This is a genomic window from Bacillus sp. 22475, from assembly GCF_052044835.1.
Taxonomy (GTDB): Bacteria; Bacillota; Bacilli; order Bacillales; family Bacillaceae_G; genus Bacillus_A; species Bacillus_A cereus.
Genome location: NZ_JBQENW010000038.1, coordinates 17703 through 30019 on the forward strand (window position 1 = coordinate 17703; position 12317 = coordinate 30019).

Consider the following 12317-nt stretch of genomic DNA (forward strand, 5'->3'; position numbering starts at 1 on the left):
TCTGCATTAGACGATAACCTATAGACTGCTACCTTTAATTAAATATATAAATATTTTTCTTAAAACAGGAAGTTGTTGTAACTATATAAGTTACGCCTTATGTAACCACATTAGTTACAACCGGATTGAAAGTCAATTATTTTTTACAAAAAACATTAAATTTCTACTTTAAGGTTTCCACAACTATGGAATTAAAGTAAATTCCCTTTACCATTAATATCTATTTTTCAAGGCAATGAATTCTAAAAAACATCTTCTTATTTTTCATTCACAATTATAATGAAAAATGAGAAGATGTTTTCATATTCCTTTAATTTGTTTTCTTTTAGTTCTATTCTAATTTTTGTTTTAAATTTTCCTAAGGTAAATAAATCAAATATTTTGAGATACAAATGTGTAAATTTTTTATACAACACAAAAGAAATTTATCTTTTAACCTTAGGAACTACAGGGATAGCATAATCAATTAGAATCCACGAAGTTTCCGTACTTAGAAATCTCCCACTTAACGACCTTACAGCCTATAAGAATTGAAAGTAGTTTAATTCTCTAACATGGATTGTGGAACAACTTTCTTTCCCACTACTTTAAATTCAATTTCCCCTTCTTTTTTCTTTCTGTCTCTAAATCAATTATTTTCATGTCACAATCCCCTTTATTTATTATAAACAAGGAGAAAGCACTCATTTGAGTGCTTTCTCCTTGTTTATAAGTGGACCTTGTAGGACTCGAACCTACGACCGAACGGTTATGAGCCGTTTGCTCTAACCAGCTGAGCTAAAGGTCCAAAGCATAAAATTTACTTCATAAGGCATATTCACATATATCATTTTACCATATAATGTATCAATTCACTTTACTTTTTATTTAATATGCATATTTACATCGTGTTAAAAGTGTTTATATTCTGCACTCCTAATATTTTGTAATTAGTACTATCTTTTAATACCTTTACAGAGGTCTGATTAACAGTAAATAAAATGTATGTATCAATCATATTAAAAATGATATAGTTACAATATTTAATTACTTATATTGTCAAATACTCTTATGCAATATTGTTTAATATCAGTAATAGCAACTAAATTATATGCCTGTTTCATTGTATTAAAACAATTATCTATCTCCCCTTTTTCCATGATAGGTTTACCAGAATTATTATCTTCTAATTCTAGATCAGCTACTGCCCATGGTAAGTCAAATAGAATCATTTTCTTTAAAGTCTTCCCACTATAACAGCCTAAAGTATCAACTACACAATCTAATAGTTGCTTTTCTATCTGAGTTAACTGAGTTGTACTATCATAATTAACTTCAAGATTGTCGTACTGATATACTTTATATTTATTAAAAATAACTCGATATACCGGTCCATGACTTCCTACTTCACAATCATCTTCAAATAAATATGTCCCAGTAAACACCTTACAAAATCCTTGCGCATAGTATAACAGCTTTTGAAGAGCTAAAGGAGTAATATCATCATTTTTATATAGCAAATAGTTAGCAACTTCCTCGATTTTCGTAGTCTGCGTAGAAGGAATATCATCATTTTCCTGTAGCTTTGCGATTGCTTCTTTAGAGACCCTATATGCTTTTTGAGTAATTAAATCTTTATTTCTTTCCAAAATATCTAGCATAAAAGATTCATCTCTACCTAATCTTTTCAATATATCCGAGTACTGCTTTGTCGGAATATCTCCATTTACATACCTTGTTAGGGTAACCTCTCCCCAACCTAAAAGTAAAGACAATGGACGTTTTCCAATCTTATATTTTTCTAAAACCTCTCTTATTTCAGAAATAGTAACTAACTGTTCCTGTTGTCTATAGGCATGATCTAATTGTTCTAAATTATAATCATGAATGTTAGGAACAAATATTTCAGATTTACACTCCTCGCAATTTGCTTCTTTACCTACATAATGATATTGCTTCCCTCTAATGACTGTCACTTTTGAAACATCTTTAGTAGAATACTTTACCATATCTCGACAAAACTCACATAAAACCAACATAAAAATCCTCCCTCATTCTAAAACCATTAGTCACTTATCTTTACCTAAAAAGATAAGTGACTGGTTTATTCCTTTTATGAAAAGAAACAACAATCATGTATTTGTTCCTGTCCTTATTTTCAATTAGATTCATCTTAATATATATGTCTACCGACTTCTTTTGTCCCCAATTATCTAACTCATATTGTGGACAAAAGATATACAATTTTTCATGAGCAAAATTTGGATTTTTATTATCAACTGCATAACAAAAATCACGTACTCCTATATTAAGAAGAATCTCTTTCACTTTACTAGCGTTTATCTCATTAGCCTCTAAAAATTCACTATTCTCTTTCCTTTTTTCATTTCGAGAAACCGTAAATCGATTATTTTTAATTAATTTTTTAAACTCTAATATGTATTGCTCAATCTCTCCGATTGTAAAATTAGTGTGCTTTTTTGTCTCCCTATTTTGAAAGCTAATATGCATTAAAATTCTTTCCCCTTTCAAATCGTACCTCATATTTACTAGAATTACAATAAAAAACGTATCAATTGATACGTTTTTTTAAAAATTCACAGTAAAATTCTATTCATCCTTCTTATAATGAGTACATTTATGTCGTCTACAAAACTTCTATATAATTATTTTTGCTGCGATTCGTAAATCTATTATGTATCTATTTTACAATCACAGTTTCATATATCCGTGTATACATTTAACGTAAAAAAACTACATATCCCTCCAATTTCCCTGATAAACAAATCAATTACTCATATGTTTTCTCACCCTATATAAACTGCCTATCTTAATCTGTTGTTTTATACAGAAATATATATTTATACCTGTTTAAACCCAAACAAAAAAGGCCTCCTCAAGTCGATTAATTGTGCATAGCAAAATAAGCTAATTACACTAATCGGCTCAAAGAAGCCCTTTCAAAATTAAAGTAAGAACAAAACTTACTTCTACAACTCAACCACAACACATAAGGTGTGGGAATGAACGGAATCAAATAAACTAACAATATACCTATATATTACAAAATACATAGGTTTATATCAAGATATTTTAAAATATTTCCAAATGCTGATTTTTAACCTATATTTTCTTCCAAATAAAAAAGCATATAAATACTTTACTCTTTCCAAAACTGTTCCAATAGAATGACAATGACGGTATGGTCTTACCCCTGTCAAGTAGACAGTAATAGATTAGGTGTCTTTTCATTAAGCAGCCTTAGTTCCAAATTCAATAGGACTAAGGTTGTTTAATCTTTTTTGAAATCTTTTGTTATTGTAATAGCCCATATATCTTTTAGTAGCCTTAAAAACTTCTGCTTTTTCATGAAACGTATGTCTATAAAAGCATTCTGCCTTAAAATGACTAAAAAAACTCTCTATACATGCATTATCGTAACAATTTCCCTTCCTAGACATACTCACAGTTATTTTGTGCTTTTTAAGTAATTGGTTATATTTTTTTGACGTATACTGATAACCTCGGTCGCTATGTAATACTGTTTCGTGGACTTTTCTTTTTCTTAAGGCTTTATTGACTGTGTCTGTAACTAATTTTAAATTGTTGTATTCGCTCATTTGGTAGGCCACAACTTCGTTATTGTAAAGGTCTAGTATCACGGAAAGATATATGCGCTTATTGTTAAAGGTAAGATAGGTTATATCTGTAACCCATTTTTCATTTGGTCTTGTAGTTGAAAACTCTCTGTTTAACAGATTTTCCGACACGACGCATTGTTCTTTTAAACCAAAATGCCTCCACTTTTTCTTTCGAATCTTAGCTTGTATCCCCATTTTCCTCATTAAACGATATACTCTTTTGTGATTTATCTGTAAACCATAATACTTTTTGAGCCATATACAAATTCTTCGGTAACCATAGCTTCCATTTATATCTGGATCTCGTTCGCATTCTACTATTTTAGATATGATAAATTGATCCTCTTTCATCTTTTCAGAGGGATCGTTGATTCTTTTTTCCCACTTATAATATCCACTTCTTGAAACACCTGCAATTTCACAAAGCAATACAATTGAAAAGTTCTGTTTTAAGGTATGAATGACTTCGTATTCTACTGATTTACTTTTGTTGACCTCATCTCCTTTTTCGTAGCTAATAGCTTTTTTAAGTATGCGTTTTCCGCTTCTAATCGTTGTATTCTAGCGTCTTGACTGACTTCATTTGTTTGTTTAGATCTTCCACGTTTTTCTTGTAGGCCCAGAATCCCCTCATTTTCATATTTTTTAATCCATCTATCTATAACTGAATATGTAACTCCTAATTCCTTTCCAATTAATTTGCTTCCAATTCCTCTATGTGAGTACAATTCAATAGCTTTCATTTTAAAATCAATTGAAAAAGTTCTTCTAATTTTCCCCATAAAAAATCCCCTCCATAATAAACAGTAAAGTAACTTTCTTTCAACTGTCTACTATAAGGGGATCATATCAGTACCCACGAGTAATCCATTCATTAAAACATATTGTAAGGAAGAAGGAATGCCGCTAAATGCGCTTTCTGGAAGAAACATTATTCCTAAACTGATTAATAATGTAATTCCTAATATAGTTAATCGGCGTTGATTTACTTCTTCGCTTAAAATCGATTGAAATGAAATGCCTATTACTTGGACAAATGTTGCTAAAAGTGCAGCATTGGCAATAGGGCCTGGAAGCAAGGATATAAAGCTTACGATTGAGGGAACAAAAGAAATTCCTGCTAATATAAGACTTGCTATAAGGAATGACTTCACTTTTCTTTGTCCTGTTAATTGAATAAATCCTGCTGATGCAGGTAATGGTACAATACCAATTGTAGAAAACAACGACGAGATAATATGTGATATACCTCCGACCCATACACCACGGTTCAATGTTTGCTTTTCATTTTCTTTAGATAAGGGAGCTACTTGTTTTACAGCTGAAATAGCAGCAATTGTATTTGCAACTAAAAGAAATGTAAATAAAGTTGCAGTTAGGGTCATTCCAATATCCAATCTAGGTGTGCCCCAAGCAAATATCTCTGGTAACTTAACTAGCGTTGTGTGTGTAGGCATATAAGATGATTTTCCTAAAAGAGCATACAAAAACCAACCACATGAAATTCCAAGTAACATAGCGTACCTTTTCATCCATCCTTTCTCTTTAATTGATAAGAAAGTAATAAGAGCAAAAACAAAGAGCGCAATAGTAGCTGTTGGATAATCAGGATGAGTTGCAGATCCTTGTAATCCCATCATTCCTTTTAGTAACACACCACTAAGTTGAAGTGCTAAAATTAAAAGAAATGTCCCTGTAACTAAAGGAGTAAATAAACGTAAGATTCGATGAACAAGCCCTGTTATACCAAGAACGAAGAGTAATATACCTGCAATAATTAACCCACCTTCTAAAAGTTGCAACACGTCTTTTGCACTTTGTCCCTGATGCATAGCAACTTGGCCCAGTATGACAAATATACTTACCCATGAACCGGCTGGACCATCCGCTATGGGATAGCGATGCCCAAACCATGCTTGTATAAATGAACTTATTCCCACGACTAAAAAAGTTCGTTGCATTAATGTTGAAATATCTTCTACTGATAAATGGAATATGCCACCAATAATGATAGGCAATGCAATTGCATTTGCTAATAAAAAAACAAACCACTGTAGAATATTAAAGCTTGTATTAAAGTATTTTTTATTCATATTATTCTCCTTTACCCAAAAAGAATCTCATAGTAAAAATCCATCCTTTCTATACAGTTAAATTAAAAAGGATGGATTTTGTAACTCTATAAAATCAATTTAATTATATAGATAGATTTTCAATTAATTACCATGTACGGAACGGTAAGAATTTCCCGTTAAGTGTAATAACGATACGAGGATCGCCACCTTTTGGATCTTCTTGTGTATCCACACCTAGATTGAAGTTGATTGCACTCATTACACCTTCTCCAGCTTTTTCTAATATTAATTCTCTAAGAGTTGGAGCGTATTGTAACATCATTTCATATAATCGATATAAGATTGGGTCTGTAGGAGGCATTTGCATTACTTGACCTCTAAGTGGAACTACTGTTAATGCCTGAACTACTTCTTCATCTAATTCTAATAGTTTACCGATTTTTTCTGCCTCCGGACGTGTCATTGTAGCCTGCCCTAATAATGCTGTTACAACCCAAGTCTCAGAGTTTTCACTTACATTTGAAATTTCTTCCCATGTTAAACCTTTTGCGATTTTTGCTTCCATAATTTTTTGCGTAGCTTCTTGTCTATTCATATTTAATAACTTCCCTTCATTTAAGTAATGATTAATGTTTCATACCATTTAATGTTTTATATCCATCAACTACTACATCTAATTTACCTGTGTGAGGATCAATAACTAAACCATGTACAGGAACATCTTTTGGAATAAGTGGATGATTTCTTACTAAATCAACATTAGCTTGGGTCGAATCACAGATATCATCAAATCCAAATAACCATTTTTCAAGGTCAACACCAGCATATTCAATTGCTGCTAAAATTTCTGGTGAAGCTACTCCACGATCTAATATTTTTTGAAGTGTTCCTTTGGGATTAGTTTGGCTTGCACCACATCTATGGTGCCCGATAAGAAAGATTTCATCTGCATTTAGATCATATACTGATGCTACAACACTTTGCATAACACTATCGAAAGGAGAAGCAATCTTACCACCTGCATTTCTGATAACTTTTGCATCTCCATCGTGTATATCTAAAGCTTTTGGAAGTAGCTCAATTAAACGAGCATCCATGCAAGAAACAACAACCATACGTTTCTTAGGCATTTTTGTTGCTTCATGAAGAGCGTATTCCTTATTTTCTACAAATTGTTCATTGAACGATAAAATATCTTGTAATAACATATTAGTAACCTCCTTTAAATCTAGATGTATTTTTTTGTTGCGTCCTCTGTGTTATAAGTAAATATAACTGATAAACAATGCGATGTAAGAGGATAAACTTAGTATAGTGAATTGTATCGATAAGCTGAATAAGTTGGCGAAACACTTTCTGCTTTTCTACTTTCACGATGAAAGGATTGGTTTATATTATTGATCAAACAGATTTTGAGATACTGAAATTATTAGGAGAAAACTCAAGAATACAATGGAAAGAACTAGGTCAAAAAATACATATGACTGGGCAGGCTGTAGGAAATCGAATTAGGAGATTAGAGGATTTAGGGATTATTGAACAATATACAATCGCTATAAACCGAATCAAACTAGGACAAACCGTGACTGCATTTGTTACTTTGTTTGTCACATCAGCTAATCATCAAGAATTTATGGATTTCTTTCAAAAAGAAGAAGAAATATCTGAAGTACATCGTGTAAGTGGTGAAGGATGTTATTTATTAAAAACACATTTTTCTTCTAATGAAGAATTGGATAACTTTCTAGGTCGACTATTAAAATATGGGAATTATCGTGTTAACCTATCAATAGGGAAGTTAAAATAAAGTCTTTTTCTTCCGAGGGGATAAGTTATTTTCTAATCCTTATTTCTATAGAGATAATAAGAGCCTTACTACAATTTGTGTGTAGTAAGGCTTTTTAAATACTTATTAAATGCTATCTAATTGTCAGGGACTACCACATTAAAGGTAACCCCTTTTCATAATTATTGACTTGCTTTTACTATTTCCTTTAAATATCTTTGCATATTTTGATTTACTGCATAGACATAACATCCATTTATCCCGCGAGATAATAGCACGTAATAAATACGTTTAATATAGGATGTTAACTCCTCATTATTTATATCTGTTCCCTTAATTGGAAGACCGTTTCGATCTTTATATTCTTTTGGATTCACTACAATCTTAGCCTTATTTAAATCATAGTCTCCATTTTCTTCACCTGCGTAATCACAATCAATTTCAGCTCCTAAAATCACACCAACATAATTTAAATCCGCACCTTGTGTAGTATGTATACATCCTATTTCCTCTATACTTTTCTCAAAGTTAATCCAACCTTTTACCTTTGAGTTCCATTTGAATGTCTCACCTGTAACAGGATCTTTTATATCATATTGATTTTTATCCTTTTGTGTAATCCATTCCCAAGAATAACCTGCGACTACGCGACATAATTCATGTTTTTCATTTAACATTTTCATAGATTCATTCAATTCTGTAATAGAGCCCATTACCTTAAAGTCATAGCCCCGCAATAACCCTTCTTCATACACTCCAACATTATTTGCTATTTGTAAATATTTACGAAGCCATGCTAAATATTGATCTCCAGACTTTAAACGGAATTGTTTATGTAAGGGATGCCTCTTATAATTCGCTGTCAACCGTTGGAATGAATCTGTATCTATATCTGCTGGTCGAATCGTTTGGTATGGATCATAAACTATTGTTAAATGATATGCAAATGTTTCTATTAATTCCAACTCGTTTGTATAACCATCATCAGTAACTAAATGTTTTAAATCACGTGCTTGTTTACCAAAATATTGTTTCAGACGATGAGCTTCATCTACAAAAACATATTTATATTTAGATCCTCTATTTTTTGCTTTCTTAATAAATAATGAAGGTGAAAGTACTGTAATACCTTGTAAACCTAGTTTTTTCATTAAACTCTTATATAAATTTAAAGAATGATTTTGTGGGACAATAAGTGCAATGTCTTCATGAGACAGCCCCTCACGTGCTTTACCAGTTTTATCGTCATAAGCAAGCGCATATAAGATATTTGTTAATACAATTGTTTTACCGGTACCCGGGTCCCCTGTAATCAAATTTCGACTATTTGATGTAGTAAGCATTGTATTAAAAATGTCTTTGCAAACCTCAATTTGATTTGCCGATAACTCTTTAAATGGTGAATATTTATAAATAAATTTATTATGTATCTCACCTAAATTCTCACTAGCTATACCTTCTTTCATTAACTGAGCCCAAATTTCTCCAAACATATTTTCAACATTTTCAATTCCATTATAGGAATGAATTTTTTGTCCTCTGATTTTATTCAGTAAGTTAAATTTTTCATCCGCTAATAAATATTCAATTAATAATGTTTCAATATGTTTAATTGAGCTTTCATTAAATAAATCACTCTTTATCACAATAACTTCCTTGAATGTTTTATCTTCATCATTTAAATGTGCAATGAAACGGCCATAAATATCTGTGGACTTACCTACATATAAATTCTTTTTATCTCGTTGAATATAAACTACTGGTATTCCATCTATTTTAGGGTCTCTAATACAACCTTGCTCAAACTCTTTTCGCTTCTTTTTAATTATGTAAAATGAAGATAATTTTGCTGCAAATGATAGCATTTGAATAACTCCCTACTTTTTAATTTTAAGAATATTTGAGGATGTGTGGATTGCATACTTTTAGAATACAATCCATACATCCAAATCATGATCTCAACCATCTGCTTTCCCATAACCATTTCAAAAAACTGTAAAACGATTATCGCTTTACAGTTCGTTATATTTTTTATTACTTCCAAATGCTTTTTCTACAGGATATTTCTCTGCATTCTTTACCAACTTAGCATGTACTACTTCTTCTAGATCGATATCTAATTTATCACTTAGCATAAGTAAATAGATCATTACATCCGCCATTTCTTCTTTTATTTCCTGCATTTTCGTCTCTGTTGCTTCTTCACTAGACTTCCATTGAAAAGCCTCCAGCAACTCTGATGCTTCTAAATTTAAGGAAATTGCTAGATCCTTCGCATTATGAAACTGCCCCCAATTTCTCTCATCTCGAAATTTTATTACTGCCTTTTGCAAATCTTCCATAACTATTAATCTCCTCTCAATTACTTACTATCTCTTTAAAACAAAATTCATTACATCTAGAATTCCATCTAATTAACCTTAATCCAAATATAATCATCTTCATATTTAACATTTAATTTTAATCGAATTCCCTTCATATAATCCTCTAATTGTCTTGTAAAATCCTCATCATTGGATTGATCATATTTATCTATGTCTAGATATAACTTGAATATATTCCCTTTCGTTAAATCAAACTCCCATTTCAAAAAATTAAGTAGCATATTTTCCTTACTCATGTAGTGATTCGCTTCCATATAATCTAGTAATTGATATAGATTATAGTATACCAAGTTATTTGGTTTAAGCTCTTCACATTTGGGACAATATTCTCTATATCTATCTTGTAATTGCATAATCATTTCTGTCCCACATTTATTACAGTTATACATGTACCATTCCCCTTTACTGGATAACCCAATTCGTCTCTCTTATGTTCTTCCTTTCCTTGAAGTTAAAAATTATACTATTTCACTTTAAAAATATTCCTCTTATGCCACTTAAAGTATAATTTATTCTCCGGTTGAATTCCTATCTTAACTTTTGGTATTAATCCAAATTTCAAATAATCTGTTTCCACTATTAATGAGGAAATATGCAATCGTCCCTGCCCATCAAATGTGATAAACCCTTTATCATAAAGAGCATCATGATTACAGCACAGTAGTACACCGTTATACGGATCTAAGCGTTCCATACTTGTACTATCTTTCCATGGCTTAGAATGACTTGCTCTTAGCAATTCTGGTAAATTTATTCCGCATAATGCACATTTTCCGTTCCAAATCTCCATTAATTCCTCTCTAAATTTTTGCTGTCCAATTCGTATTTTCGCTTTCACTTCGGATTCCGTCTCAGCTATAACCGGAATTAATGTATTGTTTTCTGTCCTTCTTACCGGATCAACTGCCAACTCTAATTGCTCATCATTTATTTTATAAATGTTTGAATCACCAATTAGTTCCATTAATTTAAGAGCTAATTCTTCATTACATGGATATAAATAACCTTGGTTTCCATTTGCATCTGATTGAAAAGGTGAATATTTAATTGGCAACAGGTGCGATATCTCTTCAAATTTCTCACGTATATTAATTGGTTTTTCTAACTCATGATATTTTAAAGATACCAAATAGCCTTCATCAAACCATTGATCATTGCTTTTCATAATCGATGGTTTATTCGATTCCTTACAATTTTCTTCAGCGATACTAACTGCTACAATATTCCCTTTTACATAATGAAAGATTCGATCCCCCTCTTTTACATCCATCATTCTTTTCCATGAATGTGGTACATTACCGCCTCTATCCTTTTTAGGTGACCAAATAATTTCTAATCCTTTTTCCTCTTGATATGTATGCCCCTGCATAACAATAAAATGATTCATATACTCTCTCCTAAAGCGTTAACTCATTACGCTATTTTCTATTTAATATAATACTAAAAAACTCTCCTATGATTAGCAAATTGTCTGTTTCATTTTCAATACCAAACAACCTTTTCTACAGAAAAATTCTGCAATTCCTTTTACTCAACAATTGAGAAATCCAACTTTATATCCATTTATAAAAACAAAAGAGTTGACCCAAAAGGTCAACTCTTCTATTTTTAATTTTTTATTTCTCTTCTTCTTCTTTTTTTGCAATTTCCCGTTCATTTTTAGCGATTAAATCATGAAAATGCTCTTCTTTATTTTCTTCAATATAATTCATAAGGTCTTTAAATTCCATTTATATCGCCTCCTGTATTTATTATATCAATAATATAAAAAAATGTCAGGATAATATCTATTAATTATTTTATAAAATTTATAAAATATATATTCACTAAAAAACAAGAGCTGATTTCGCGATAAATTGATTATTTCGAGATTCATCAACAATAATTTCTTTTACTCGTTTTGATTCTTTAAAAGCAAAAACTTCTGGTTCCTTCCCGGTATTATCATATAAAGTATAGCAATCTATTAAATCCTTAATTTTAGAAAATGTAATCGCTACTTTCATATGACTTTCTTTAATTATATATTCGGGTACCAATCTTCCTGTTACTTTAAAACGCAAATTAGATCGCTCTAAGGCAACTTTTATTGGGACATCTACAATAATTGCTTTAATGCTAAAACCTGCTAGTCTTAATTGTTGAATTAACTTTTTGTATTTTACTTCATTTTTCATTGTACCATCATACTTGAACTACCCCCACTTTCACTTCGTTTAGAAGTGAGGGATTCCTAAGTAAAGAGTTCTATCGAACTCTAATTAATTAGGCTAACCCCGCAGTCCTTGCGGTTAGAAGCCTTATCGCTTCATTCTTTAGATTGATACTTGCGTTAATATCCCTATCATGGTTTGTACGACAAGAAGGACAGTCCCATTCACGTAGGTTTAGATTTTTAACGTCTTTATTTTGATATCCACAACAAGAACATAATTGGCTGGAAGCAAATGTT

Annotated in this window: 13 protein-coding genes, 1 tRNA gene and 1 pseudogene; 1 reads left to right on the plus strand and 14 read right to left on the minus strand. The window is 31.2% G+C overall.

Features of this window, described 5'->3' with window-relative positions:
- Positions 1 to 713: 713 nt before the first annotated feature.
- The 8 genes from ACTJJY_RS28980 to ACTJJY_RS29015 form a co-directional block, all read right to left on the minus strand.
- Positions 714 to 787 (minus strand) — tRNA-Ile (locus tag ACTJJY_RS28980).
- Between the two features lie 235 nt (positions 788 to 1022).
- Positions 1023 to 2018, minus strand: coding sequence for a type II toxin-antitoxin system antitoxin SocA domain-containing protein (locus ACTJJY_RS28985; RefSeq protein ID WP_440607203.1), 996 nt, complete (start codon positions 2016 to 2018; stop codon positions 1023 to 1025).
- Positions 2019 to 2058: 40 nt separating this feature from the next.
- Entirely contained in the window at positions 2059 to 2490 is a 432-nt protein-coding gene (locus ACTJJY_RS28990) for a hypothetical protein (RefSeq protein WP_440607211.1), read from the minus strand.
- A gap of 740 nt (positions 2491 to 3230) precedes the next feature.
- Positions 3231 to 4172, minus strand: coding sequence for an IS3 family transposase (locus ACTJJY_RS28995; protein ID WP_440607212.1), 942 nt, complete (start codon positions 4170 to 4172; stop codon positions 3231 to 3233).
- Positions 4094 to 4402 carry a helix-turn-helix domain-containing protein gene (locus tag ACTJJY_RS29000; protein WP_000516502.1) on the minus strand — a complete coding sequence of 103 codons (309 nt, stop codon included), beginning with the start codon at positions 4400 to 4402 and terminating at the stop codon, positions 4094 to 4096. Before ACTJJY_RS29000 ends, ACTJJY_RS28995 begins: the two co-directional genes overlap by 79 nt.
- Positions 4403 to 4453: 51 nt before the next feature.
- Positions 4454 to 5713 (minus strand): purine/pyrimidine permease, encoded by a 1260-nt coding sequence (locus ACTJJY_RS29005; protein WP_440607204.1) that lies wholly within the window; start codon positions 5711 to 5713, stop codon positions 4454 to 4456.
- A gap of 127 nt (positions 5714 to 5840) precedes the next feature.
- Complete coding sequence (gene cynS, locus ACTJJY_RS29010) at positions 5841 to 6290, minus strand: cyanase (protein WP_440607205.1); 450 nt, start codon at positions 6288 to 6290, stop codon at positions 5841 to 5843.
- Between the two features lie 31 nt (positions 6291 to 6321).
- A complete protein-coding gene (locus ACTJJY_RS29015; protein WP_440607206.1) occupies positions 6322 to 6903 on the minus strand; it encodes a beta-class carbonic anhydrase in 582 nt (193 codons plus the stop codon).
- Positions 6904 to 7070: 167 nt separating this feature from the next.
- On the opposite strand from ACTJJY_RS29015, the gene ACTJJY_RS29020 reads away from it, so the two are divergent.
- Complete coding sequence (locus ACTJJY_RS29020) at positions 7071 to 7502, plus strand: Lrp/AsnC family transcriptional regulator (RefSeq protein WP_000677474.1); 432 nt, start codon at positions 7071 to 7073, stop codon at positions 7500 to 7502.
- Between the two features lie 161 nt (positions 7503 to 7663).
- Here the strand turns inward: ACTJJY_RS29020 and ACTJJY_RS29025 are convergent, their stop codons facing one another.
- From ACTJJY_RS29025 to ACTJJY_RS29050, 6 genes and pseudogenes are all read right to left on the minus strand, one after another.
- Positions 7664 to 9346 (minus strand): DNA/RNA helicase domain-containing protein, encoded by a 1683-nt coding sequence (locus ACTJJY_RS29025; RefSeq protein ID WP_440607207.1) that lies wholly within the window; start codon positions 9344 to 9346, stop codon positions 7664 to 7666.
- A 147-nt stretch (positions 9347 to 9493) separates the two neighbouring features.
- Positions 9494 to 9823: a nucleotide pyrophosphohydrolase gene (locus ACTJJY_RS29030; RefSeq protein ID WP_100616765.1), complete on the minus strand. Its 330-nt coding sequence runs from the start codon at positions 9821 to 9823 to the stop codon at positions 9494 to 9496.
- 68 nt (positions 9824 to 9891) lie between these two features.
- A complete protein-coding gene (locus tag ACTJJY_RS29035; protein ID WP_440607208.1) occupies positions 9892 to 10254 on the minus strand; it encodes a hypothetical protein in 363 nt (120 codons plus the stop codon).
- 74 nt (positions 10255 to 10328) lie between these two features.
- A complete protein-coding gene (locus ACTJJY_RS29040) occupies positions 10329 to 11252 on the minus strand; it encodes an HNH endonuclease (RefSeq protein ID WP_440607209.1) in 924 nt (307 codons plus the stop codon).
- Between the two features lie 439 nt (positions 11253 to 11691).
- Positions 11692 to 12060, minus strand: a pseudogene (locus ACTJJY_RS29045) (zeta toxin family protein); the annotation flags it as partial.
- Between the two features lie 70 nt (positions 12061 to 12130).
- Positions 12131 to 12317 (minus strand): zinc ribbon domain-containing protein (locus ACTJJY_RS29050; protein ID WP_440607210.1); only part of this gene is annotated, 187 nt, incomplete at its 5' end.